Raw genomic sequence first — 24,874 nt, 5'->3', positions numbered from 1 at the left:
TGACACATATTTTCAGGGCCTCATAAAAACAGCCACAAATCAATAACCTAAAGAAATGGCACTTAACTTGCTAAACGAGAACGGACTCACTCAAAACGAAGGAACGAATAATGAAAATGCTAGCAAAAGCCTTAGTCGCAACTGCAACCGCACTGACCGCCAGCGTTGCGTTTGCGTTTCCCGTTAACCTGACTTCTGTATCTGGAAGCTTTGAAAATGCCGTTGGTGGCTCCAACGTTAACGGTGAAGGTACCAGCCAGATTCGCTGGGGCTACAGTTCAGGCTATGGCCAGAGTGGCTATAACTTTAATGGAACAGCTCCACTGCCCCAGACGATTCTGGACAACGATGCCTTTGTGCTGGGCAGCCTGACTCACATCAACAAGCCGGTGACCGGTGATGGCATTACCGGGGTGGACCTGGCGGTCAATCTTGGCTTTGACGGGTTTGGTGATAATGGCAGTTCATCTGGCACGTTCGTCTTTGCCCATAACGAAACGCCGAATACAGCGCCGGAAGTTATCGGACAACAGTGCTGGGGGCTAAATCTCGGCGGCTTTTGCTGGGGTTTCTGGAGGGACATCATTACGCAAACTGGCGATGTGGATGATCAGGTATGGATCCTGGATCAACACCTGAGCAGTTCAGAGTTCCAGCTGGGTAACAACCTTTACAGTCTGGATCTGATTGGCTTTGCCGGCGAGGTGGAGACCTTCTTCACCGCGGAAAATGCTGACACATCAATCGATCTGATGGCCCGCCTCAACGTCACCGAACTGCCCGTGCCGGAGCCCGGCACCATGGCGCTTCTGGGTCTGGGCCTGCTTGGCCTGGGCGCTGCCCGCAAGCGCGCAAGGCAGTAATCAGAACCTGCCTTCAGGGAGCGTGCCTGAAGGCAGCCTGCCAGGGCTGAACAATGTGAACCTGCCTTGTTCAGCCTGCCGTTGGCAGGTTACCCCCCAACATATTCTCCACTACTGCGGCGTTATAGAAAGTTTCCATGGTATGGATTTTGTCATCACGAACTCGAAACCACACCGCAAGCCGCACATCCCCGATGGGTTCGAAATGCGTCCGGTAGTCCAGGATCGCAAACACGTGCTCGCCGTCTGCGCTTAGCTGCCGCAGCACCAGGTCTTTCTGGATCGCGGCCATGCCGAACTGATAAGCGAGCATATCGTCCCGGCTGAGGAAGCGCATGTTGGGCCCCACATATTCAAAGTCATCCTCCGCCAACAGGGTCTTGGCCTCGTCAAAACGCTGGGCGTGAATGTCTGAAATAAACTGCGCCACAATATCCTTTGGCGACATAGCTGCACTCCACTCTCGGGGCTGTTGAATAGCAGATTAAACCGTTACGGCATTCTGCATTCAATTCAGAACCGCCGCAACGCCCCGAGGTGCAAGGCGGTGCCGTAATAGCGAAGGAGAGTGACCACAATGACTTTATGCCACCCGTCAATATAAGTCGGAAACCGCTTCTGGAAGTGCTACCGGCTAACGGGCAAATTCGGTACCATACCCCGCCCTCGAAACGCCCGCCCGCTGCGCCTTGCCTGCGCTGCAGCTGCTGATCGCCAGAGGTGATCCAGTTAATCCTGCAGAGGCTTTCCAGTGTCCACCAATGCCTTATACACGGACTTGTCCGGGTACTATGACCTGATGTGTGCAGATATCGACTACCGGGCGCAAAGCCGGGGTATCCGGCGCCTTCATCAGTTGTTCGGTAACGGAGGCAACAGCCACCTGGACCTGGCCTGTGGTACCGGCCCGCATATTCGTCACTTCCTGGATGACGGTTTTCAGTGTCAGGGGCTGGATATCAACCAGCCGATGCTGGATGTAGCGCAGCAGCGTTGCCCGGAGGCGGTATTCAGCGTTGGGGATATGTGTGCGTTTCAGGTAGCGCAGCCGTTCGACCTGATCACCTGCTTTCTGTATTCCATCCACTACAGCGACGGCATCGAGAAACTCAAAGGCTGCATCCGCAGTGCCCACCAGGCGTTATCAGAAAACGGGCTGCTCTGCTTCAATGCGGTGGACAAAACCCGCATCAATAACAACCTGTATGTCAGCCACACAGCGCAGCATGATGGCAGCGAGTTCAGCTTCCGTTCCGGCTGGCACTACGCCGGCCCTGGTGAGCGGCAATCACTGCGGCTGAGTATTGACCGCAATACCAACGGTGTTTGCGAGTCCTGGCAGGATGAGCACCCGATGGTGGCACTCAGCTTCGGCGAGTTCGAAGCGCTGTTGAAGCCGTGGTTCGAGGTACACATCTTCGAGCACGACTACGAATGCATTGTGCCCTGGGATGGCGAATCCGGAAACGCGATCTTTGCCGGCGTGAAGCGTTAAGCGCTTCCGGACCAGAACACCCTCAGACCGCCTCAGTGTTTCATTTTGGAATGATCCATCTTCGAGTGGTCCACAGGCATGCCATCCAGCGGCTGAACCACCAGCTCAATATCCATGTCGTCCGCACCGTCGAAGTCCAGACGCACCGGAATCTTCTCGCCTTCAACCAGGGGCTGGGGTAACTGCTCCAGCATCAGGTGATAACTGCGGGGTTTCAGCTGCACGGTTTCGCCAGCCGGAATGGCCAGGCCACCCTTCACCGGCTGCATGCGCATCACACCTTCGTGCATGGAGGTTTCGTGGATGGAGACATGGCCGGCTCTCGGGCTTTGTGCCGCCACCAGGGTGATGGCCTGCTCACCGTTATTGGTGATGGCCAGGTAGCCCACGCCCATGGGCGTGCCGGGCGGGGTTGGCCGGCTCCAGGGGTTATCGATCTGGACCTTGCTGTGGCCATGATGGTTACCATGATCAGCCGCCAGTACCGGTGTTGCCAGGGTGGCACAGGCCAACAGCAGCGCGGAGGTCAGTTTATTGAATCGGTTCATGGTGTCTCGCACGGTGATGGTTTCAGGCATTTGAAGGCCCTTAGTGTTGTCGCCAACGCGCCGGTTGGCAAGTACCCGGAACAGCAGGCCGGCGACCACCGGCCCGCCCGTTCAGCCTGTTTTCTGCAACGCATCGACCAGCGCGCCCAGAAACCGCGAGGCTTCGCCGCCAGTGGCAGCCCGGTGGTCGAAGGTCAGGGACAGGGGCAGAATGCGACGAATGGTCGCGGCACCATCATATGGCACCACCTTCTCCCGAATACGCCCGGCACCCACGATAGCCACCTGGGGCGGGCTGACGATGGGGTTGGCGTACTGGCCGGTCATGGTGCCGAAATTGGACAGGGTGATGGTGGCACCCTGCATCTCCTTTGGTGGAATCTTGCGGGTGGCCACCGCTTCGCGCAGATTCTCCAGCCCTTTGCGCAGGTCTTTCAGGTTACGGTGGGTAATGTCTCTCAGCACCGGCACAAACAAGCCCTCGGGCGTATCCACGGCGATGCCTACGTGCACCTCGCTCAATAACTGGCGGCTCAGGTTGTCGCCATCAAACCAGCAGTTCAGCTCCGGCACCGCATCGCAGGCTTTCCCGATGGCCTGGACCAGGCGCATGGTGGTATCGGTGCCCTTTTTCCAGTCGCCGATATCCACATCCTCAAAAATGGAGACTGGCACTACCTGGGCGTGAGACAACGCCATGTTCTTCGCCATGGTGCGGCGGGTGCCGCGCAAGGGTTCAGCATCGCCCAACTGTTTCTGGTGGCTGGCCTGCTTGTGTACGTCGTCTGTGGTGATCAGGCCGCCGGGCCCGCTGCCTTTGATGGTTTCCAGGCTGACACCCAGCCGCTCCGCCAGCGCCCGCACACCCGGAGTCGCGCGGTTGGCACGGGCCCGTTTGCTGGAGGCAGCTGCGCCGACAATGAACTGGTCTTTCTGAGCGCCCTTCCCATCCCCTTTGCCGGAGGATTTCAGCTCACCCACCACCGTACCGGTGTCGTCACCCGCCCCTTCAAAGGCCAGCAGGGGTTCGCCGGTGTGGATGATGTCGCCGGGCTCGCCGTAGAGTTTGGCGATGGTGCCGGCCTGCGGTGACGGCACTTCCACGATGGCTTTGGCGGTTTCCACGCTGACCAGTACCTGGTCCGCCTCTACGGCATCGCCCACCTTGATGTGCCATTCAACAATTTCAGCTTCCGGCAGGCCTTCGCCCAGATCCGGGAGTTTGAAGTTTTTCATGGTTGGCCTCCTAGAGCGCGATCACCTGTTCAACGGCAGTTACAATGTCTTCCACCTGGGGCAGGTAATACTGCTCGTTCCGGTAGTAAGGCATCACAGTGTCGTAGCCGGTTACCCGCACCACCGGCGCCTGCAGGTCCAGAAAAGCCGCTTCGGCAATGGAAGCGGCTACCTCCGCACCCACTCCGCCATTTCGGCAGGCTTCATGGATAATCACCGCCCGACCGGTTTTGGCGACAGAGCACAGCAGGGTTTCCCGGTCCAGCGGGCTGACGGTGGCTACATCGATCACCTCGCAACTCACGCCCTGCTCTGCCAGTTTATCGGCCGCTTGCAGGGTTTCCATCACGCAGGCACCCCAGGTGATCAGGGTCACGTCATCGCCTTCTCGAAGGGTGAAGCAGGTATCCAGCGGCAGCGCCTCTCCGTTGTCCTCCACGCTCTGGGTCACTGCCCGGTAGATACGTTTGGGCTCCAGAAAAATCACCGGGTCCGGATTGCGGATGGCCGCCAGCAGCAGGCCATAGGCCCGTTGTGGCGAACTGGGAATCACCACCCGCAGGCCAGGGATGTGGGCAAACAGGGCTTCGGTGCTTTCAGAGTGATGTTCCGGCGCATGGATACCACCGCCGAACGGCGCCCGGAACACCAGCGGGCAATGCAGCCGGCCCCGGGTGCGGTTACGCATGCGCGCAGCGTGGCTGACAATCTGCTCCATACCGGCGTAGATAAAGCCCATGAACTGGAACTCTGCCACAGGCCTCAGGCCCTGGGTAGCCATACCGATGGCGGTGCCGGCGATCAGGTTCTCCGCCAGCGGTGTATCCATCACCCGTTTGAAGCCGAAGGCCTCTTTCAGGCCCACCGTAGCGCGGAACACGCCGCCATTGGTGGCGATGTCTTCGCCCAGCACCACCACGTTTTCGTCGTCCTCCATGGCCCGGTGCAGGGCCATGTTGACCGCTTCCACCAGGGTCACGTCACGGGTTTCATTCGAACGCTTTGCCGCATTCATGCTGTACCTCCCCGGTATTTGTTGGCGATCTGATCACGCTGGGGTTGCAGCGCCGCGGGGAGGGTTTCAAACAGGTAATCCAGCATAGCGGTGGGTGGCTCGGCCTCGGTGGCCAGGTATTCCTCCACGGCCTTTTCTACTGCTTGCTTGCAGTCCGCCTGCAAGGCTTTTTCCTTATCCGGGCTCCAGTGTCCGCTGTCATGAAGCCAGTTCTGCAGGCGCTTGATGCCATCCTTTTCCCAGGCGCGTTTAAGATCTTCGGCGGTGCGGTAGCGGGTCGCATCATCTGCGGTGGTGTGGTCGCCCAGCCGGTAGGTCACCGCTTCAATCAGGGTTGCGCCTTTGCCGCCATGGGCCCGCTCCACAGCAGCGTCCAGTGCTTCAATCGTCGCGAAGTAGTCGTTGCCATCCACAATGTGGCCCGGCAATCCTGCACTGATGGCTTTCTGGGCGATGGTTTCGGCGCCGCTTTGCAGGCTGCGCGGGGTGGAAATCGCCCACTGGTTGTTGATCACCACAAACACCACCGGCAGGTGCCAGGCACCGGCCAGGTTGATACTTTCCAGAAAGTCACCCTTGGATGTACCGCCATCGCCAATGCAGCACACCACCGCCCGCAGCTGGTCGCGAATTTTCATGGCCGAGGCCACACCTACGGCATGGCAACACTGGGTGGCAATGGGTACAGAGATTGGCAGGTCTTCCGGGCAATTCTGCCAGGCGCTGCCGCGCTCGTCGCCGCCCCAGTACAGCAGCAACTCCCTGAGGCTGACGCCCCTCAGAATGTGCGCAGCCTGGTCCCGGTAGTAAGGCACAAACACATCGGACTTCGCCATACCCTGACCAATGGCCGTGCCCACCACTTCGTGCCCCAGCACAGAGGGATAGGTACCGCATTTTCCGGTACGTTGCAGGGCAATGGCTTTGGAATCGAAGGTGCGGGTCAGCACCATGTTGCGGTAGGCGGCCAGAACCCTGTCGGTGTTCCCGGCCTGGGGCGGCAGCTCACTCAGGGGCTTACCGTGATCATCCAGATAGCGGGCGCTATCCACATGAAACTCGTGGACTTCTTTCATCCCATCCTCCTGTCCCCCGGCTTCGCGATAAAAGCCTGGCTGCACTAAAGCCTGCTTGTGGCGGGCAACGGCAGCGGTGGGGTGGTTCGTCTTGTTGTTGGCGCGGGTTACGCGCTGCGGGATTTCTCCGGGTGCTAACGGACACCCTGTTTAATATTTAGACGATGGTTCGGAAATGATCAAAGGAACTATACGGGCAGGCGCCTGACAATACGTTCATCCCGGATTCATGTTGGCTATGGTTTATTGTGGCTAAACTCAAAGAGCAAACACGGGCAACGCCCCTCGAAGGAGCTGAACAATGAACGTCATGTCGGTACTGAATCAGATCATGGGCCAGGCTCAGGGTGGCCAATCCCGCAGCAGCGGTGGAATGGATATAAACAGCCTGATGGGCAGCCTGGGCAACCAGGTCTCTGGCGGGAATGGCGGCAGCGGGATTGATGTCAAGAGCCTGCTGGGCGGCGGTGCCCTGGGCCTGATGCTGGGTTCCAAACGCGGCAGGAAGATGGGCGGCACGGCGCTGAAATATGGCGCGCTTGCAGGTGTAGGCGCGCTGGCGTGGAAGGCCTACCAGAATTACCAGAGCAACGCACAGGGCGCCCCTCAGCAAGCGCCAGCCCAGCAGGGCCGGCCACTGGAACAACTGCAGGGTGCCGAGCAGGAAAAGCGCGGCCTTGAGATACTGCAGGCCATGATCATGGCGGCCCGGGCTGACGGCCACATAGACGCCAACGAACGCGCACTGCTCACTCAGGAAATCGAAAAACTGGGGCCAGACGACGAATTACACAACTGGATTCAACAACAGTTTGATGCCCCGCTGGACGCCCAGGCGCTTGCCAAAAACGCGGATTCCCCCCAGGCAAGCCGGGAAATCTATGTGGTCAGCGCCGTTATGATTGATGACCAGAACGCCATGGAACGAGCGTGGCTGGACCAACTGGCCGCGGCCCTGAACCTCGACCCCGGCCTGGCCAAAGAGCTTGATCAACAAGTGCGGGCCGTCAGCCAGGCCTGAGACTCAATCATCCCACCGCTCATATGGCAGGCCTTGCCGCAACAGCCTACAGGTAACCACAAAAGCCAGGGTGGTTGCGGCAATGGCCATCAAAGCGGTCAGGCCTTTTTGACAAACTCTGACTTAAGCTTCATAGCACCCACGCCATCCACTTTGCAGTCGATATCATGGTCGCCATCTACCAGCCGGATATTCTTCACCTTGGTGCCGACTTTCACCACCAGGCTGGAACCCTTCACCTTCAGGTCCTTGATCACTGTTACCGTATCACCGTCCTGAAGCTCGTTGCCGTTGGAATCGCGAACCACCTTGCCAGCTGCGGCCTCCGCCTGTTCCGCTTCGGTCCACTCATGGCCACATTCGGGGCAAACCAGCTGAACGCCGTCCTCATAGGTGTATTCAGAGCTGCACTGGGGGCATGGAGGAAGTTGAGACATTATCATTTCCTGTTAATTGAATGAGTATCGAATTATACCACCACCAGGAATCAGCGGGCCAAAACTAACCCGCACCCGCACTGAACGGTTAAACTGACAATACACCAAGTTACCGAAGGAAAGTTAAATGCCAATCTGGGTCGACGCCGACGCCTGCCCCGTACCCATCCGGGAAATCCTCTGCCGCGCCGCTACCCGCTGGCAAGTCCAGACCACCTTCATCGCCAACCACGCCATCACCCTGCCGCCAAGCCCCTACATCAGCCGCCGGCAGGTACCCCAGGGATTTGATGTCGCCGATAACGAAATCATGGACCAGATGAGCAAAGGCGACCTGGTGATCACCCAGGACATTCCCCTGGCCGCTGAAGCCATCGAAAAAGGCGCCGACGTGTTCAACCCCCGGGGACAGGCCTTTACCAAGGAAAACATCCGCCAACGCTTGGCCATGCGTAACTTCATGGAAGAGATGCGCAGTGCCGGCCAGGTGACCGGCGGCCCGGCCCCCTTTGGCCAGGCCGATCGCAAGGAATTTGCCGACCAGCTGGACCGGTGGCTGCAGAAAAACACGCGCGGGAAGTAAAGTCGGGAGAATCGCCAGAGGCCCGGAGTCACGCCGACAATAGCGCAGGTACCCAACGGTCTCAGAGCATTGAGAGACTGCTTCACGGTCGTTGACGGTGTCACACACGGTCGGGTGGCCAGTCAGGCAATTGCCACAATCCGGGGCCGGGGCTCGCTCAATTCAGAAAATGCGCCGGTTCAGAACGGGTATTGCCTGGGTGTGCGCTGCACACTGACCCACTGCACCGTTGAGAATTCCTCGATGGCCCAGTCACCGTTAAAGCGGCCCAGTCCGGAATTCTTCTCGCCACCAAACGGCAAGGCGGCTTCGTCGTTCACCGGCATATCGTTCACATGGGTCATCCCCGCCCGCACCTTTCTGGCAAAGCTCAAACCGCGCTCGGGGTCGCCGCTGAACACCGCACTGGACAAACCAAACTCTGTGCCATTGGCAAGCTCCAGGGCATGCTGCTCGTCCCGGGCTTTCTGGATGCCGGCAATCGGCCCGAAGATCTCTTCAGCACTCAACTTCATATCCGGCGTCACATCACCGAACACATGGGGAGGAAGCACCTGCCCACTCACCTCGCCTTCAAGTAAGACGGTGGCGCCTTGTGCCTTGGCGTCTGCAATCTTTTTCTGCAGACCTTCAAGCTGGGATTGATTGATGATCGGGCCGATAGCCGTTTCGATGTCGGAAGGGTCGCCCACTTTCAGCGTTTTGACCTGGGCAACAAAAGCAGCCACAAATTCGTCGTAGCGGCTCTGGTCGACAATAATCCGATTGATGGCCATGCAGATCTGGCCCTGATGCAGGAATTTACCGAACACAGCAGCCTTCGCGGCCTGCTCCACATCGGCATCATCCAGCACCACAAAGGGGCTGTTACCACCGAGTTCCAGCGCGACTTTCTTGATGTAGTCGCCGCCGGTGGCACCTCGGCCGATGTTTTTGCCCACAGGGGTGGATCCGGTAAACGAAATCAGCGCCGGGGTCGGGTGGGCCACAAAGTCGTCACCGATATCCGAACCGGCACCCACCACAACGCTCAACACACCCTCCGGCAACCCGGCTTCTTCGAAAATACGGGCCAGCAAAAGGCCACCGGTAACCGGTGTGTCGCTGGCAGGTTTGATAACCACCGCGTTACCAAGCGCCAGCGCCGGTGCTACGGAACGCTGGGACAGGTGCAGGGGAAAGTTCCAGGGGCTGATCACTCCAACCACCCCTAATGGCCGCCGGTAGACCAGGTTTTCTTTGCCCGGAATATCACTGGCCATGGTGTAGCCGTGAGCCCTTGCCGGCATGCTGGCTGCTTCCTGGGTGATTGCCCGGGCGCTTCCCCACTCCACCATCGCCTTCAGGCGGGTGCTGCCGGATTCGCGGATCAGCCAGTCGATGATTTCTTCTTTACGCTCGTCAAAGATCGATACGGCCCGAAACAAGACCCCGGATCGCTCGGAAGGTGCCCGGTTGGCCCACTCTTGCTGGGTAGCCTGGGCCATACGGTATGCCTTATCCAGGTCTTCAGAATTCGCCAGGCGAATGCTCACCAATTCCTCTCCGGAATAGGGGTTTAACACCGGGCGAAGCTTGTCACTGCTGCCTTCCCGCCATTCGCCCGCCAGCGGCTGCAAATGAAAATCCTGATAACGACTTGGCATTGCACACCTCCTTCGCGTTTATTCTGAACGATTCAGTGTAGCGGTTGATGACGACAGTTTTGGCCGGAATAGTGGAAAATACTGCGCGGGCCGCGGGAGTCGTAAATCGGTGCTATGGTTGACTAAGTTGATCCTCTCAGGAGTCTTTCGCCATGAACGGCCGCATCCCTTTGTTGCTGCTTGCTCCTTTTCTGGCCCACACGGCGGCAGCCGGAGCTGCTGATATTTATGAGGCCGATGACCTTCGCTTTCGACTGGCGGTGGTTGCAGACAACCTCGAACACCCCTGGAGCCTCGCCTTCCTGCCAGACGGCTCGCAACTGGTCACCGAAAGGGCCGGCAGGCTTCGGGTGATTCGCGATGGGGAGCTGCACAAGGAGCCGGTTACCGGTGTGCCGGAGTTGGTAGTTGCCGGCCAGGGCGGCCTGCTGGATGTATTGCTGCATCCGGAGTTTGAAGATAACCAGACGCTGTTTCTCAGCTATGCCCACAGAAGTCGTGAGGGCATGACCACCCGGGTAGCCCGGGCCAGGTTTGACGGCAAGGCGTTGAGTGATGCGGAGGTGATTTTCGAAGCCTCGCCGCGAGGCAACACCACCCGGCACTTTGCCGGGCGCATGGTGTTTGGCCAGGATGGCTATCTATACATTTCTGTTGGTGACCGCGGCGAGATGGAGCGGGCCCAGGACACCCGGGACGACGCCGGTGGCGTGCACCGCATCACCATTAACGGAGAACCCGCACCTGACAATCCCTTCCTCAGCAATTCGGACATCAACAACACCTTCTTCACATACGGCAACCGCAACATTCAGGGCATGACCCTGCACCCGGACACCGGTGAGGTCTGGAGCCACGAACACGGCCCCCGGGGTGGCGATGAAATCAACATCATCAGGGCTGGCAACGATTACGGCTGGCCGAAGGTGACCTACGGCATCGATTACTCCGGCGTTCCGATTTCCAGCAGAACCACCATGGAGGGCGTGGCCGATCCCCCGCACTATTGGGATCCTTCCATCGCGCCATCGGGCATGGCGTTCTATACCGGAGAGCTGTTTCCCCAGTGGCAAGGTGATGTGTTTGTTGGTGCGCTGAAAATGCGCAAACTGGTGCGCCTGAGTCTTGATGGCGAGAAGGTTACCGAAGAGGAAGATTTACTGACCGAGCTGGGTGAGCGCATCCGGGATGTGCGCATGGGGCCAGACGGTGCCCTCTGGTTACTGACAGATTCACCAAGGGGCAAGGTCTACCGAATGGTTCCGGCGAAGTAGGCGGTCAGTGCGGGTCGTTGGTTCTTTCGGTTTTCTCGAACTGCGGAAGGTCATCGGTAATATCGAACCAGTCAGACTTCGAACCCACGTAGACATGCTGGGCCGCTTTCTTGCCGACCGGTTCGTCAAGCACGCCGATGCGCAAACGCAGAATACCGGGAATGGCGTCTACCCGGCTGTATAACTGGCTGCCACAGCAGCTGCAGAAGGCCCGGTACTTGCCTGGACGAGACTCGAATTCGGTCACCTTGTCTTCGCCCCGGGTAAAGTGAAAACGCACTTTCTGAACCGGCGCACTGGCCGAAAAGGCACTGCCGTGGGCACGGCGACACTGGCTGCAATGGCACAACGCGATGGGGCCAAGGGGACCGTCGTATTCAAACTTGATCTCGCCACACAAACACTGGCCCGTATACATCGCACTCTCCCGGAATCATCTGTCAGGTTACCGGCGCCGATGATACCTGCTCCGGGCACGATTGCCATACCCGGGGCAGCCTGCACCTCACATGGCGTATTCTTTTTCCAGGTAGGCCAGAATACGGGCAGATTCAAACAGCTTCTCACCGGTGTTGGGGTCTTCCAGGTACGGCACCTGTACCCGGCCGTGCGCCTGAAAGAACGCATCACGCTTGCCGCCAGCCTCGGGCTCATAGGGGCCGGGCTTGATGCGCTGAACGGCCGGGCCGATTTCGGTCCAATGCTCTTTGCCCAGGTTATGCAGCGTGTAGGGAATTTCGAATTCGCACAGGCGCTCGCGAACCAAACGGGAGAACGGACTGCCCTCAAAACTCCACAAATGCAGCGCCTGGGCCGGGCGCTTGGCTGGCCTCGCCCGCATGCCCCTCAACTCACTGGCGGCAGAGCCAGCCGCGCCAAGGGCGGTTTGCCAGGATTTGCCTTTGTAATAGCCCGGCACAGGACGATTGGCGTACTGACGGAACAGGTACTCCACAATCGCGTCTGACTCATACAGGGTTTCACCGGTGTTCTGGTCCACCAGCAACGGAAACTGCTTTTTGCCGCCAACGGCCTCGGCTTCCGCCCGGAAAATCCGGCCGCCTTTCGGGCACGGGCGAATCTCTGCATCCAGGTGCAGGGCAGTCAACGCTTCCCTCACCTTGCGGCAGAACGGGCAGGCTTCAATATCAAAGAGAATCAGCGGCTTTTCCGGTTGCGGCACGGCCTTGACCACAAGACACCCGCGCCAGGCCGAAAACGAAGACGTGGCCACAGACTCCAGCACGTTAACCTGATGCTTGAGGGCTCGAAACATGGATGTTTCCCTTTGTTGTTGAGTATTTCAGGCATTGTCCCACATATTTTGCACTCACCATTGGCTGCAGGGCCACAAACCCGGGGTCACAGTAACTCACTGATTCACAAAGCCCAGCGGAAATTTGAAACAAAACCTCAATAGAAACAACATGGCTACTGTCATTTTTTAACGTCATGTATCACTTTTTTGCATAGTACAAACCCGTAAGATGGGCTATGGTAGGAAAAGAAGCTAACAAGGGACTCAGGCCATGCGACTGCACGGTTCAAAGGTGAGTGCGTGCTCACTCCAAAGAATTTCAAGGCCCGGCCGTTTGTTGGTTGCCGCTGCTGCCGCATGTTCATTCGCCACGCCGGCACTGGCCCAGAGTCAGGACGACGCAGCCAGGAACTTCTCCAATCCCGGGTTGTGGGCTTCTGAAATCCGCACTTACGCCACAGAATCCCTGAACAACGAGCAAGGCCTTAGCGTTGCCGCCGTTCCCCTCAACGGCCCTGGTATTGATCAGTATGTAAACGCTGACAAGCTGATGAACCCCGGCTCCATCATGAAACTGGTGACTACCTACGCCGCGCTTGAGCTGCTGGGCCCCAACCACCACTGGAATACCGATTTTCTGACCGACGGCCAGATGGTGGGTGATACCCTGGAAGGTAACCTCTATGTACGCTTCGGCGGCGACCCGAAGCTTACCCTGGAGCGGCTTTGGAGCACGCTGAGGGAACTCAAAGACATGGGAATAAACCGCATCAGCGGCGATCTGGTACTGGATGGCAGCTATTTTCAGGTAGATGGCGGTTTCCCGCACTTCAATGACAACGGAAACAATCCCTATGCACCGTTCCTGGTAGAGCCCTCGGCCTACCTGACCAACCTGAACCTGCTGCAGTTCCAGGTGCGTGCAGACGAACGTGGCACCCAGGCCTGGACCACCCCCAATCTTGGCGAGGTCACCATCGACAACCGGGTAACCGCCGTGCCGGAAGGCCCCTGCCCATCCCGTCGGGACTTCAAATGGCAACCGGTGTTTCATGACGACCAGCGGGTGACCGTGCAGGTGACCGGCGAGCTGCCTCAGGGTTGCCGCACCACTACCTATATGTCACTGCTACCCCACGATCACTACGCGGCCTCGACCATTCGCACGGTACTGTCAGAAATGGGCATTATCGTGAGCGGCGGCGACCGTTTTGAACAAACTCCGGAAGACCTGCGGCTGGTCATGCGAACCACCTCGCCCGACCTGGTAACCATGGTGCGGGACATCAACAAGTGGAGCAGCAACGTAATGGCCCGGCAGATGCTTCTGGCCATTGGCGCAGAAGTGCGGCAAGACTCGGACAACGATGACCGGGTAGCCGGTATCCGGGCCATTTATGACTGGCTCGAGCAGAAAGGCATCAACACCGCCGGCATGGTGATCGACAACGGCTCCGGCCTGACCCGCCATGGCCGCATCACCGCCCGGCAGGGTGCCCGAATTCTGCAGCATGCCTGGGAAAGCCGGTATGCCTCTGACCTGATGGCCTCGCTACCGATCATTGCCATGGACGGAACCATGGCCAGGCGGTTACGCAACACGGGAATGGATGGTGAAGGGCGCATCAAAACCGGTACCCTGGCAGACGTACGTTCCATTGCAGGCTTTGCCCGCGATGAAAACAACACCACCTGGGCAATCGTTGGTATGGTCAATAATTCCCCGGCCTGGAACGGTCGGGCCGTACTCGACCGGGTTCTGCACTCCCTGCACTACCGGCCGCCTACCGGTACCGCCGTGTCCCGGGCAGATTCCGCCAGTACCTCTATTCAATAGGCCCGAAAGTTATTTCGGGCTTGATAGCCTCGCAACGGTGGCATCGGCCATCTTGCCCGCCAGCGGGGCAATAAAGATCACCAACGGAAAGGCTACCAGCCACGCCGCACCCCAGCGGGGCAGGAAACCCTCAGACAGACCGGTATTGATCAGTGTGATAATCGCGGACATCAGTGACGACATAATGCCCGACATGTAAAACGAGAAGATAAACCTGCGCGCTCGGGCTACAGTGAACGTTGACATTCAGACTCCAGGTTTCAAGCAGATGTGCCGGCATCTGTTCCGCCGGCGATGGCGTATTGTATAGCTAAGGCTTGCATCTTAGTAAGCATGCAACATTTTTCCATACGGCTTATTACCGAGAGACTTTCATGATGGATCATCGAAGGCTCAGCAAACGCCCTGGCTTCCTCGGCCTCGCAGTCCTGATGCTGATACTTGCCGGGTGCAGCTCAACCAAACTGGCCTACCGTTATGCCGACTGGGGTGTGGTCTGGTGGGTGGAAGACTACGTCGACCTGACCGGTGAACAAAAAGCCACCCTGAACCGGGATCTTGATGCCCTGCGCCAGTGGCACTGCTCCGCGGAGCTTCCCCGCTATACCCTCTGGCTGGATGAACTGGAAACCGACCTGGCCCGCGGCACGCCCGATGTCGAAACCATTCACTACCACCGCCAGCAGCTCACTGCCTTTATCCCGGACCTGCTGGACCGAGCCGTGCCCGTTGCAGTCAACCTGCTGAAAACCTTGTCAGATGACCAGGTTCAGGAGCTGGCCCGGAACATGGCCCGTGATCAGCGGGAACTGGAAGACGAAATGCTGGCTGGCACCGAGCAGGAAACAGCCAGGGCCCGGGCGGAAAGAACCAGCGAGCGGCTGGAACGCTGGCTGGGTTCACTGAATTCGCAGCAGCAGGCGTTGGTTGAGGCCTGGTCTGCCGACCGGGGCCGGCAAACCGAAATCTGGCTGCAAGGTCGAGAGAGCTGGCAAAAAGCCCTTCTGGCCACGCTGGAAACCCGGAACCAACCCGGCTTCAGTGCCAATATCCGGGAGCTGGTGGTGAACTCGGAGACAGCCCGGGGGCCTGAGTACCAGGCAATGCTGGATGAGAGCCAGCAAGCCATGGCAGAGCTGATGCATAACCTGCTGCAGGCAGGCAGCAGCCGGCACCAGGAACATCTGCTGGCCAAGGCCGGCGAATTGAACGGCGACTTCACCACCCTCACTTGTAGCTGAATTTTCATTCAGCCAAACAAAAAGCCCGGATGATTTTCCGTCATCCGGACTTTTTGTTTGGCTACGCTGCAATCGTTAAACGGTCAGGTAACCACCGTCCGCGTTAATGCAGGCGCCGGTGGTGTAACTGGACGCATTGGACACCAGGTACAGCACAGTACCGGCCATTTCGTCCGGGTCCGCTACCCGCTTCATCGGGATGTGGGCCATGGCCTGTTTCTTGATGGCCTCATTGGTGGTCAGCGCGCTGGCGAACTTGGTGTCGGTCAGGCCCGGCAGCAGGGCATTCACCCGCACATTCTGCTGGCCTAGTTCCATGGCGAAGGACTTGGTCATGGAAATCACCGCCGCCTTGGTTACCGAGTAGATGCCCTGGAAGTGGCCGGGGTTCACACCGTTAACCGACGCCACGTTCACAATAGAACCGCCTCCGTTCTTCTTCATCATCTGAGCGCCACGGGCACACATGAAGAAGTAGCCGCGGATGTTCACGTCTACGGTTTTGTTGAAGGCACCTAAATCGGTATCTTCCACCGGCCCAAAGTACGGGTTAGCGGCAGCGTTGTTGACCAGGATATCCAGCTTGCCGTGCTCTTTGGCAATGTGTTCCCACACCGCTTCAATCTGGTCCATCTCACCAATGTGGCAAGCGAAGGCTTCGGCGCTGCCGCCGTCTTCCCGGATGCTGCTGGCCACGGCTTCGCAACCGTCAATCTTGCGGCTGCTGACAATCACATGGGCGCCGTAATGAGCCAGGGTGCGGGCAATGCTCTCGCCAATGCCGCGACTGGCACCGGTTACCAGGGCGACTTTGCCGCTCAGATCAAACAGGTTCAGGTTGCTCATGGGGTTCCCTCTTGGTTTTCGGGTAAAGAATTATCGGAATGTCACCAGGGAAGGGTTCTCCGCTTCCAGGTGGCTGTAGTTGTTGAATACGGCCAGGCTGCGCCGGGGGCCGGAATACAGAATGCGGGACACGCTGGTGTTGGCGATTACATTGTTCATCTCCAGCGCCTTGCGGTCCGAGAGCTCCAGCAGGTGCTGGGCAATCACTGCAATGGGGCCGCCGGAGGTGGAGACGATCACATCAGCACCGCCGGCCAGCTCGATCAACTCATCCAGCGCTGCACCGACCCGCTGCCGGAAACCGATCCAGGTTTCGGCGTATTCGTGGTCGTACTCGCCACTGACCCAGCGGGCCACGGCTTTTTCGAACGCTTGCTGGAACGCTTTGGCTGGCTTGGGAAAGCTGGCCAGATCCCGCGCCATTACCTGTTTATCGGCCCACTCCGGGCGCAGGCGCTCCACCACTTGCAGGTGATCGAATTCGTTCAGGCCCTCGAGCACCTGCATCCCCGGCAAGGCCGAGCCATAGCCGGTGGCGATGGCTTCCACGGTTTCACGATGGCGCTGCAGGTTGCCGCCAAAGATGGCGCCGGGCTCCACCTTGTCCGCCAGCCAGCGGCCCAGAATCTTGCCCTGCTCCCAGCCGCGGGGAGACAACTGATCGTAGTTTTCCTTGCCAAAACTGGCCTGGCCATGGCGTACCAGATAGATGGTGGCCATTACAAACTGCTCTCACTGATCAGCCGCTGGCAGCGCTTCTCCAGGTAGTTGGCGGCATGGCCAAAGGCGGCAAAGCGCTTGTCTTTGGTCTGGCCGTGGTAGAAGCGGTAATAGATCTGCTGGATGATCACCGCCAGCCGGAACAGGCCATAGATTTCGTAGAAATCGAAGTTATCGGCTCGAAAGCCAGATTTCTCCATGTAGTAGTCCACCACTTCCTTCCGGGTCAGCATGCCCGGGCGGTGGGTGGGCTGGCGCCGAAGCATCTGGAAAGGGCCTTCGTCGTCAGCTTCAATCCAGTAGGCCAGGCTGTTGCCCAAGTCCATCAGAGGATCGCCGATGGTGGCCATTTCCCAGTCCAGCACGCCGATCACTTCAAACGGGTTGTCCGGGTTAAGCACCACATTGTCGAAACGGTAGTCGTTGTGGATCACCACCTGGGCGATGTCGTCCGGCATCTTGTCATTGAGCCAGGCCATCACTTCTTCAAAGTCACCCACGTCTTCCGTACGAGCCTTCCGGAACCGATCGCTCCAGCCACCAATCTGCCGCTGCACGTAACCGGCACCCTTACCCAGCTTATCCAGCCCTGCGGCCCTGGCATCCACGTTGTGCAGGTCTACCAACTTGTCGATCACATTCAGGCACAGCTTGCGGGTGTCTTCAGCACTCAGCTCGAAATCCTTGGGGAAGTCCTGGCGCAGAATGATGCCCTTGAGCCGTTCCATCACGTAGAAGTCACAGCCCAGAACGCTGTGATCGTCGCAGATGGCGACAATATTGGGCACGTAGGGATATGCCGGCTTCAAGGCCTCCATTACGCGAGCTTCCCGCAGCATGTCGTGGGCAGACTTGGCAATCTTGCCGAACGGCGGCCGGCGCAGCACGTAGGACTGGTCGCCGTAATCCACCTGATAGGTCAGGTTGGACGCACCGCCCGGGTACTGCTTGATACTCGGCTGGCCTTCCAGGCCCGGAATGGCCTGCTTCATGAACCGGTCAACAGCACCAACATCCAGCTCCTCGCCTTCGCGGATGTCTACGGCCTGGTCGATCTGTGTCATTCAATTTCTCCTGTGATGTGTTCAGGCTTTCGCCTTGCCACCCATTTTGCTCATCCAGCGCTTGGTTTCCTGGTGCATCAGCCAGTCAAACGCCCAGGGCGCATGGCGCTTGAGCACCCACATACGGCGCTCCTTGGCGTGGGGCAGCACCCAGAAATCCTTGTCTTTCACACTGCGGAAAATATCCTCGGCCACGTCTTCAGCGGTAATGCTGGAGCGCTTCATCAGCTTGTTCACGTTCTGCTGGATACCGGGAATGTCCGAACGCATGGTGCTGGTCAAATTGGTCTGGAAAAACGCCGGGCACACGCAGCTGACATGAATACCGGCATCCCGCAGCTCCTGGCTAAGGGTTTCAGACAGGGCAATGACCCCGGCCTTGGACACATTGTAGCTGTCCATCAAGGGCGCAAGCATGAGTCCGGCCATGGAGGCCACGTTCACAAACGCGCCGGAGCCTTGTTCCTTGAACAGCGGGGTGAAGGCTTTGCAGCCACGCACTACGCCCAGTACGTTGATGTCGAGGATCCATTCCCAGTCTGCCATGGTGGTGTCTTCGATGGAGCCTGCGGAGGCGACGCCGGCGTTGTTGACGACCACGTCCACACCACCCCATTTCTGTACCAGGTCATCGCGGACTTTCTCGAAGTCGCTCAGGCGGCGTACGTCGCACTCAACAAAGTAACCTTCGCCACCGGCGTTGTTCAATTCCGCTTCAACGGCCAAGCCCTGTTCCGGGTTAATGTCCCCGATGCAGACTTTCGCGCCCTCTTTGGCGTACCGCAATGCAATCGCCCGGCCCAGGCCACTGGCCCCGCCGGTTATGAATACCCTCTGTGTCATGTTCGTGCTCACCGTTTTTACGTTTGAGTTCATGTTCTTATTGAGTAAGAGTTGGTGCTGGAAGGGCCTGTCCAAAAACCGCTACGAGCACATCCATGTGCGCTTCTCTCCGGCCATCCATGGCCTACGAAATTTTTGGACAGGCCCTTCCAGCACCAACTCCCATACTCTCTAGTCAGCTGTTCAAAAAACCAAATCTAGCTGGCAAATCCTTAATGCCTCACGGCATAGAGTGTTTTCACCCGGTCATCCCTCTCCGCAGTCTGAAGGAGCGGGTGGGTTGGGGGTTCTGAAAATGTGCGGAGCCATGGATGGCGGAGCAGAAGCGCCACAGGGATGTGCCGTAAGGAGCGGTTTTCAGAACCCCCAACCCACCCGCTCCCATCACCAATACTGGCGGCCAAGACGAACACCCTGCTCCCAAGCCCGAACCAACGTCAGGACTTGTACTTCCGGAGCTCCAACCGGGCCACCATAGCCCGATGAACCTCGTCCGGGCCATCGGCTAATCTCAGAACCCGAGCGTAACCGAACAACGCCGTCAGCGGGAAATCGTCGTCGCTGACACCGGCACCGCCGTGAATCTGAATCGCCTCATCCACAATCTGCTGCAGCATCTTCGGTACCACTGCCTTGATCATGGAGACTTCCTGCAAGGCGCCCATGATGCCCTTGGTGTCCAGCGCCCAGGCGCATTTCAGGGTTAGAAGCCGAGCTTGTTCGATGTTCATTCGGGCATTGGCGATGATGTCCGGGTTGCCGCCTAGTTTGGCGATCGGGCGGCCGAAGGCTTCGCGGGTCATGGCGCGTTTGATCATGATTTCCAGGGTGCGTTCGGCGGCGCCGATGGCGCGCATGCAGTGGTGTACGCGGCCCGGGCCAAGGCGGCCCTGGGCGATTTCGAAGCCGCGGCCGGGGCCGGCGATGATGGCGCTTTTGGGCAGGCGTACGTTGTCGAACAGTACCTGGCCGTGGCCATAGGGCTCGTCGTAGGCGCCGAAAACCGGCAGCATGCGCTCAACGGTGATGCCCGGGGTGTCGAGCGGCACCAGCACCATGGAGTGACGGCGATGTTTCTGGGCGTCCGGGTCGGTTACGCCCATGAAGATGCCAACTTTGCAGTCCGGGTGGCCGATGCCGGTGCTCCACCATTTGCGGCCGTTGAGCACGACTTCGTCGCCTTCAACGGTGGCGGTGGCTTTCATGTTGGTGGCGTCGGAGGAGGCCACGGCCGGTTCGGTCATGCAGAAGGCAGAACGGATTTCGCCGCTCAGGAGTTTCGGCAGCCACTCGGCTTTCTGTTCTTCAGAGCCGTAGTGGATCAGCACTTCCATGTTGCCGGTGTCCGGCGCGTTGCAGTTGAAGATTTCCGGAGCGATGAAGCTGCGCCCGGTTTCTTCGGCAATCAGGGCGTAGTCGGAGTTCAGCAGGCCGCAGCCGTACTTGTCGTCCGGGAAGAACATGTTCCACAGGCCCTGGGCCTTGGCCTTTTCTTTCAGCTCCTTGATGACTGGCAGCACCACCCAGCGGTTGTCCAGGGAGGCAAGCTCCTTGTGGTACTGCTCTTCGATGGGATAGATCTCGTCACGCATGAACTTTTTCACGCGGTTGAGGTAATCCTGGCCTTTCTCGGAAATGTTGAAATCCATGGTGCAGCTCCTCGCGCTTGCCTGCCCCGTTGGGGGCGCACTTTCAGTCAGATGGCGAACAGTCTAGGAGCCGAAGCTCTATTACGCGACTGAATTGTTCTTATCATTTATCATTAGCGTTATTAATTCAGATAACGGATTCCCATCATGGCCCTGAATCGACTGGACCTGAACCTGCTGCACGTTTTCGACACCATCTACCGGGAGGGCAGCCTGACCCGGGCCGCCAAGGCCCTGCACCTGACCCAGCCCGCCATCAGCCATTCCCTGGCCCGGTTGCGGGATCACTTCAACGATCCGCTGTTTACCCGCCAGGGCAACCAGATGGTGCCTACGCCGCTGGCCCGGAGGTTTCTGGAGTCCATGCGCCCGGGGCTGAATCAGATCCAGAGTGCGGTGAACCAGTTCCACGCCTTTGACCCGGCCACCCAGCGTAAAACCTACTCGCTCGGTTTGCGGGATGTGCTGGAGTCCACCTTCCTGCCTCAGTTGATGAACCGGCTGGAGCCTTACCCGGAAATGGAAATCGTCAGCCAGCGAATTCCGCGGCGGGATATGGAAACCCAGCTGGCGGCCGGCAAGCTGGACTTTGCCATTGATGTGCTGCTGCCGGTGAGCAATCACACCAGCCATGAATTACTGCGGCAGGACCGGCTGGTGGTGCTGGCCCGTGGAGGGCACCCGGTGGTGAAAGGCGGGCTGGATATGGACAGCTATCTGGCGGCGAAACACGTGCTGGTGTCGTCCCGAACCGAGGGGCCGGGCATTGAGGATTTCGAGCTGTCTCGCCGTGGCGTTCAACGCAATATCCGCCTGCGCTGCCAGCATTACTATGCCGCCTGCCGGGTGGTGGAAAATTCAGACCTGCTGCTGACCATGCCGGAAACCTACGCCCGGATTATCGCTGAGCGTTCCGACATTCAGGTGATGAGCCCGCCGGCACAGCTGCCGTCGTTAGACGTGCACCTGTACTGGCACAAGGCCTATGAAGGCGAACCGGCGCTGGTGTGGTTCCGGGATCTGCTGCGGAGCCTGTCGGGGAATCAGTAAGCCCCCACCAGCATCAGGAAACCGAAGAACCCGGTGGCGGTAATGCCCAGCGACACCGCCACAATCCCGAACCCCCACCAGATGGCGGCGCCATCGGAAATGTTCACACCGTGGCCCCGCAGAGTGCGATAGAAAGCCCAGGGGCCCAGTACAAAGGCACCTACCACGGCAAACACTAGCCCGATGGCAATACCGGCAAAGGTCCAGGTGGCCAGCACCATGGCCCGGTCAGAGGTCTGGTCGGTCACATTGTGGTGCTCCAGGAACTTCTTGCAGAAGAACCACACCAGGGCGAACAGTGCGGCCACAAACACCAGGCCGCCAATCAGGGTCATTATCCGGTACAGCACGCGGGTATCCTGTTAAAACATGATCAATCGGGGAACACCGGCTCCGGCAGGCACTCGAATCCGGGCCGGGCGAACAGATAGCCCTGGTACAGCGCAATGCCCTGGGATCGCAGCCAGTAATACTCTTCGGGCACTTCCACCCCCTCAGCCACAATCCGGCTGAGTAAGCCGTTCCAGAAATCAATTACCTGCCACTATAGCCAGCATGTCTTCAGGGGTAAAACAACAAATCCGGAAACACGGCTTTGCCACTGGCATCTGACCTGCCGGGAACTACACTGACGGTGTTGCATCACACCCTACAGCAAAGCATGAAGGAGGTTCGGGAATGGCCCAGACCGCTCGCATCGCCGTTACCCCCGGTGACGGCATTGGCCCGGAAGTGGTGGCAGAAGCCGTCCGCTGCCTGGAAACCCTGCGTGCAAAGCACGACCTGGCCCTGGAGTGGACACGGTTTCCCTGGCCCTCACACGCCTGGCATGAGGAATATGGCGAAAGCTGGCCGAAGGATGCCCTGCAGCAACTGAAAGCCTACGACGCCATTCTGCTGGGCGCGCTGGGAGACCCCGGGCCGATCGATGACACCAACCGCTACCTGCTTTCGGACAGCGTGTCCCTTGCACCCCTGCTGGAGATGCGCAAAGGCTTTGACCAGTGGGTGTGCGAACGCCCGGCCCGGTTACTGCCCGGCGCCCGCCAGTACCTGAAAGATGACCGAGCCAAAGACATCGACATGCTGGTGATCCGCGAAAACAGTGAAGGCGAGTATGTCAGCCAGGGTGGCCGCCTGCGCCAGGGCACGCCGGATGAAGTGGCGACCCAGATGGAAGTATTCACCCGCCGAGCCACCGAGCGGATTATCCGCTACGGTTTCGAGCAGGCCCGCCAGCGCGCCGCCGAGCGCGTTCAGGACGGCCGCACCCGCAGCTTCCACCGGTACGACGGTTCCACCTGTGAAAGCCAGGTGTGCCTGATAACCAAGCGCAATGCCCTGCGTTACTGGGGCGACATGTACACCGAGGTGTTCGAGGACATCGCCCGGGAATACCCGGATGTGGCCACCCACCACGAACTGGTGGATGCCGCTTGCATGAAGTTTGTATCCAGCCCCTGGGCCTTTGACGTGGTGGTGGCCAGCAACCTGCAGGGCGACATACTGACCGACCTGGCCGCAGTGATCTCCGGCGGTATGGGGGTGGCACCCTCCTGCAACCTGAACCCCACAGACCCGGACATGCCGTCGATGTTTGAACCCACCCACGGCAGCGCCCCGGATATCGCCGGCCAGGGCATTGCCGACCCCACCGCCATGCTGTTCACCACCGCCCGCATGCTCGACTGGCTGGGCCGCAAAGACCCGACCCTGGCCCAGGCCGGCAAAGAACTGTTCGATGCGGTGGCGGCAGACCTGGCCGAACACGGCGGAGACCGGCGCGCCACCCGTGAAATCGGCGACGCTATTTGTAAACGGCTGGCCCCGTGACTAGGCTGCAATAGAGAGCTGTTCCATTCACTTCGGGAGGTATCCATGACCGACCACAAAGGCAAACTTTCTCCCCTGCTCAAGCAGGCTACCGGCATCACTGCCGCCAAAGGCGAAGGCGCCTACATTGTTGATACAGACGGCCGTCGCTACCTGGATTTCACCTCGGGTATCGGGGTAACCAGTACCGGCCATTGCCACCCGAAAGTGGTGGAAGCCGCCCAGAAACAGGTGGCCACCATGATTCACGCCCAGGCCACCACGGTGATGAATCCCCGGTTGCCGGAGTTGGCGGAAAAACTCGGTGCGCTCACACCAGACCCGCTCAATGCCTTTTTCTTCTCCAACGCCGGCACCGAAGTGGCCGAGGGGGCCATCCGGCTGGTGCGGCAGGTAACCGGCCGGCCCAACATCATTGTGTTCCATGGCGGGTTCCATGGCCGCACCATGGGCTCGCTGTCCATGACCACCTCCAGCGTCGGCCTGCGGGCCGGGGTCAGCCCGATGATGGGCGGTGTCGTGGTTTCCCCCTTCCCCCACGCCTTCCACTATGGCTGGAGCGAAGACGAAGCCACCGATTTCTGCCTGAAAGAACTGGACCGCATCTTTGTCACCTATTCTGCCCCGAAAGAAACCGCTGCCATGTTGATCGAGCCGGTGCAGGGTGAAGGTGGCTATGTGCCGGCCAACGCCCGCTTCATGCAAGGGCTGCGGGAACGCTGCGACAAACATGGCATCATGCTGGTATTCGATGAAGTGCAGGCCGGCTTCGGCCGCAGCGGCAAATTCTGGGCCCACGAGCACTTCGGGGTAACGCCGGATGCCATCATGATTGCCAAGGGGCTGGCCAGCGGCTTCCCGATTTCCGCGCTGGCGGCGTCTGAGGAAACCATGGCCAAGGGCTGGCCCGGCTCCCAGGGCGGTACCTACGGCGGTAACGCAGTGGCTGCAGCCGCGGCCATCGCAACCATCGAGGTAATCCAGGAAGAAGGCCTGGTGCAAAACGCCGACCGCATGGGCAAGCGCCTGTGGGACAACCTGCATAACCTGAAGAAAGACTACCCGGACATGGCCGATGTGCGCGGCAAGGGCCTGATGATCGGGGTGGAAATGCGCCGGGGCGAATGCCCGGACGGCGAGCGGGCCGGCAAGATTCTCAAGGAATGCGAGAAGCGGGGCCTGCTGATGCTGCGCTGCGGCCCCTACCAGGAAATCGTACGCTGGCTGCCGCCGCTGATCGTCAACGAACAGCAGATTGACGAAGCCTGCGGCATCTTCGAGGAAGCCCTCAAAGCCACCGCCTGATCCTTGAAACGGCAAATCGAGTAGGAGGGGGAGT

Annotated in this window: 27 protein-coding genes; 10 read left to right on the top strand and 17 right to left on the bottom strand. The window is 59.2% G+C overall.

The annotated features are described in order from the left end of the window. The first annotated feature begins 110 nt into the window (after positions 1–110). On the top strand, positions 111–863 hold the full coding sequence (locus Q668_RS05575) for a THxN family PEP-CTERM protein (protein ID WP_022988630.1): 753 nt from the start codon (positions 111–113) through the stop codon (positions 861–863). A gap of 70 nt (positions 864–933) precedes the next feature. On the opposite strand, the gene Q668_RS05570 is transcribed toward Q668_RS05575, so the two are convergent. Continuing rightward, positions 934–1,311, bottom strand: a complete 378-nt coding sequence (locus Q668_RS05570) for a nuclear transport factor 2 family protein (RefSeq protein WP_022988629.1) — start codon at positions 1,309–1,311, stop codon at positions 934–936. 303 nt (positions 1,312–1,614) lie between these two features. On the opposite strand from Q668_RS05570, the gene Q668_RS05565 reads away from it, so the two are divergent. Beyond that, positions 1,615–2,358 (top strand): class I SAM-dependent DNA methyltransferase, encoded by a 744-nt coding sequence (locus Q668_RS05565; protein WP_022988628.1) that lies wholly within the window; start codon positions 1,615–1,617, stop codon positions 2,356–2,358. 32 nt (positions 2,359–2,390) lie between these two features. Here the strand turns inward: Q668_RS05565 and Q668_RS05560 are convergent, their stop codons facing one another. The 4 genes from Q668_RS05560 to pdhA all read right to left on the bottom strand — a co-directional run bounded on the left by Q668_RS05560 (position 2,391) and on the right by pdhA (position 6,233). Continuing rightward, positions 2,391–2,936, bottom strand: coding sequence for a copper chaperone PCu(A)C (locus tag Q668_RS05560; RefSeq protein WP_227498296.1), 546 nt, complete (start codon positions 2,934–2,936; stop codon positions 2,391–2,393). Between the two features lie 81 nt (positions 2,937–3,017). Continuing rightward, positions 3,018–4,142 (bottom strand): dihydrolipoamide acetyltransferase family protein, encoded by a 1,125-nt coding sequence (locus tag Q668_RS05555; protein ID WP_022988626.1) that lies wholly within the window; start codon positions 4,140–4,142, stop codon positions 3,018–3,020. Between the two features lie 10 nt (positions 4,143–4,152). After that, a complete protein-coding gene (locus tag Q668_RS05550; RefSeq protein WP_022988625.1) occupies positions 4,153–5,157 on the bottom strand; it encodes an alpha-ketoacid dehydrogenase subunit beta in 1,005 nt (334 codons plus the stop codon). Then, positions 5,154–6,233 carry a pyruvate dehydrogenase (acetyl-transferring) E1 component subunit alpha gene (gene pdhA / locus Q668_RS05545; RefSeq protein ID WP_022988624.1) on the bottom strand — a complete coding sequence of 360 codons (1,080 nt, stop codon included), beginning with the start codon at positions 6,231–6,233 and terminating at the stop codon, positions 5,154–5,156. Before pdhA ends, Q668_RS05550 begins: the two co-directional genes overlap by 4 nt. Positions 6,234–6,534: 301 nt before the next feature. Between pdhA and Q668_RS05540 the strand changes: the two genes are divergently transcribed. Next, entirely contained in the window at positions 6,535–7,254 is a 720-nt protein-coding gene (locus Q668_RS05540) for a tellurite resistance TerB family protein (RefSeq protein WP_022988623.1), read from the top strand. Positions 7,255–7,352: 98 nt separating this feature from the next. Here Q668_RS05540 and Q668_RS05535 read toward each other — a convergent pair whose 3' ends face one another. Then, entirely contained in the window at positions 7,353–7,691 is a 339-nt protein-coding gene (locus Q668_RS05535; RefSeq protein WP_022988622.1) for a zinc ribbon domain-containing protein YjdM, read from the bottom strand. 127 nt (positions 7,692–7,818) lie between these two features. On the opposite strand from Q668_RS05535, the gene Q668_RS05530 reads away from it, so the two are divergent. After that, complete coding sequence (locus tag Q668_RS05530) at positions 7,819–8,274, top strand: YaiI/YqxD family protein (protein ID WP_022988621.1); 456 nt, start codon at positions 7,819–7,821, stop codon at positions 8,272–8,274. Between the two features lie 179 nt (positions 8,275–8,453). Here Q668_RS05530 and Q668_RS05525 read toward each other — a convergent pair whose 3' ends face one another. Next, positions 8,454–9,920: an aldehyde dehydrogenase family protein gene (locus tag Q668_RS05525; RefSeq protein ID WP_036219300.1), complete on the bottom strand. Its 1,467-nt coding sequence runs from the start codon at positions 9,918–9,920 to the stop codon at positions 8,454–8,456. A 152-nt stretch (positions 9,921–10,072) separates the two neighbouring features. Here Q668_RS05525 and Q668_RS05520 point away from each other — a divergent pair, with 152 nt between their 5' ends. Then, positions 10,073–11,194 carry a PQQ-dependent sugar dehydrogenase gene (locus Q668_RS05520; RefSeq protein ID WP_022988619.1) on the top strand — a complete coding sequence of 374 codons (1,122 nt, stop codon included), beginning with the start codon at positions 10,073–10,075 and terminating at the stop codon, positions 11,192–11,194. Positions 11,195–11,198: 4 nt separating this feature from the next. Here Q668_RS05520 and Q668_RS05515 read toward each other — a convergent pair whose 3' ends face one another. Next, positions 11,199–11,612, bottom strand: coding sequence for a GFA family protein (locus Q668_RS05515; protein ID WP_022988618.1), 414 nt, complete (start codon positions 11,610–11,612; stop codon positions 11,199–11,201). Between the two features lie 87 nt (positions 11,613–11,699). Next, positions 11,700–12,470, bottom strand: coding sequence for a glutathione S-transferase N-terminal domain-containing protein (locus tag Q668_RS05510; RefSeq protein WP_022988617.1), 771 nt, complete (start codon positions 12,468–12,470; stop codon positions 11,700–11,702). A gap of 253 nt (positions 12,471–12,723) precedes the next feature. Between Q668_RS05510 and dacB the strand changes: the two genes are divergently transcribed. After that, complete coding sequence (dacB, locus tag Q668_RS05505) at positions 12,724–14,289, top strand: D-alanyl-D-alanine carboxypeptidase/D-alanyl-D-alanine-endopeptidase (RefSeq protein ID WP_052009672.1); 1,566 nt, start codon at positions 12,724–12,726, stop codon at positions 14,287–14,289. Between the two features lie 9 nt (positions 14,290–14,298). On the opposite strand, the gene Q668_RS05500 is transcribed toward dacB, so the two are convergent. Then, on the bottom strand, positions 14,299–14,535 hold the full coding sequence (locus tag Q668_RS05500) for a DUF2798 domain-containing protein (protein WP_022988615.1): 237 nt from the start codon (positions 14,533–14,535) through the stop codon (positions 14,299–14,301). A 128-nt stretch (positions 14,536–14,663) separates the two neighbouring features. On the opposite strand from Q668_RS05500, the gene Q668_RS05495 reads away from it, so the two are divergent. Continuing rightward, positions 14,664–15,530 carry a DUF6279 family lipoprotein gene (locus Q668_RS05495; protein WP_152521762.1) on the top strand — a complete coding sequence of 289 codons (867 nt, stop codon included), beginning with the start codon at positions 14,664–14,666 and terminating at the stop codon, positions 15,528–15,530. Between the two features lie 75 nt (positions 15,531–15,605). Here the strand turns inward: Q668_RS05495 and Q668_RS05490 are convergent, their stop codons facing one another. The 5 genes from Q668_RS05490 to Q668_RS05470 form a co-directional block, all read right to left on the bottom strand. Continuing rightward, positions 15,606–16,376, bottom strand: coding sequence for an SDR family oxidoreductase (locus Q668_RS05490; protein ID WP_022988613.1), 771 nt, complete (start codon positions 16,374–16,376; stop codon positions 15,606–15,608). 30 nt (positions 16,377–16,406) lie between these two features. After that, positions 16,407–17,096, bottom strand: coding sequence for a histidine phosphatase family protein (locus tag Q668_RS05485; protein WP_022988612.1), 690 nt, complete (start codon positions 17,094–17,096; stop codon positions 16,407–16,409). Then, positions 17,096–18,160, bottom strand: a complete 1,065-nt coding sequence (locus tag Q668_RS05480; protein WP_022988611.1) for a phosphotransferase family protein — start codon at positions 18,158–18,160, stop codon at positions 17,096–17,098. The genes Q668_RS05485 and Q668_RS05480 overlap by 1 nt, the downstream gene beginning before the upstream one ends. 21 nt (positions 18,161–18,181) lie before the next feature. Then, the gene (locus tag Q668_RS05475) at positions 18,182–19,003 is read right to left on the bottom strand and encodes an SDR family oxidoreductase (RefSeq protein WP_022988610.1); all 822 of its coding nucleotides are present in this window, start codon (positions 19,001–19,003) and stop codon (positions 18,182–18,184) included. 437 nt (positions 19,004–19,440) lie between these two features. Next, positions 19,441–20,652, bottom strand: coding sequence for an acyl-CoA dehydrogenase family protein (locus tag Q668_RS05470; RefSeq protein ID WP_022988609.1), 1,212 nt, complete (start codon positions 20,650–20,652; stop codon positions 19,441–19,443). Between the two features lie 147 nt (positions 20,653–20,799). Here Q668_RS05470 and Q668_RS05465 point away from each other — a divergent pair, with 147 nt between their 5' ends. Beyond that, positions 20,800–21,702 carry a LysR family transcriptional regulator gene (locus Q668_RS05465; protein WP_022988608.1) on the top strand — a complete coding sequence of 301 codons (903 nt, stop codon included), beginning with the start codon at positions 20,800–20,802 and terminating at the stop codon, positions 21,700–21,702. On the opposite strand, the gene Q668_RS05460 is transcribed toward Q668_RS05465, so the two are convergent. Beyond that, positions 21,696–22,052: a hypothetical protein gene (locus Q668_RS05460; RefSeq protein WP_036219298.1), complete on the bottom strand. Its 357-nt coding sequence runs from the start codon at positions 22,050–22,052 to the stop codon at positions 21,696–21,698. The two genes, Q668_RS05465 and Q668_RS05460, sit on opposite strands and share 7 nt — an antisense overlap. A gap of 23 nt (positions 22,053–22,075) precedes the next feature. Then, positions 22,076–22,237 carry an EAL domain-containing protein gene (locus Q668_RS16795; protein ID WP_227498298.1) on the bottom strand — a complete coding sequence of 54 codons (162 nt, stop codon included), beginning with the start codon at positions 22,235–22,237 and terminating at the stop codon, positions 22,076–22,078. Between the two features lie 143 nt (positions 22,238–22,380). Between Q668_RS16795 and Q668_RS05455 the strand changes: the two genes are divergently transcribed. Both Q668_RS05455 and Q668_RS05450 read left to right on the top strand, forming a co-directional pair. After that, positions 22,381–23,535: an isocitrate/isopropylmalate dehydrogenase family protein gene (locus Q668_RS05455; protein WP_022988605.1), complete on the top strand. Its 1,155-nt coding sequence runs from the start codon at positions 22,381–22,383 to the stop codon at positions 23,533–23,535. A gap of 45 nt (positions 23,536–23,580) precedes the next feature. After that, positions 23,581–24,840, top strand: a complete 1,260-nt coding sequence (locus Q668_RS05450; protein ID WP_022988604.1) for an aspartate aminotransferase family protein — start codon at positions 23,581–23,583, stop codon at positions 24,838–24,840. The last annotated feature ends 34 nt before the right edge of the window (positions 24,841–24,874 follow it).

The sequence above is a fragment of the Marinobacter sp. ES-1 genome (assembly GCF_000475255.1).
GTDB lineage: Bacteria > Pseudomonadota > Gammaproteobacteria > Pseudomonadales > Oleiphilaceae > Marinobacter > Marinobacter vinifirmus.
The sequence above is the reverse complement of the archived record's forward strand: the minus strand, read 5'-3'. Positions and strand labels throughout refer to the sequence as shown.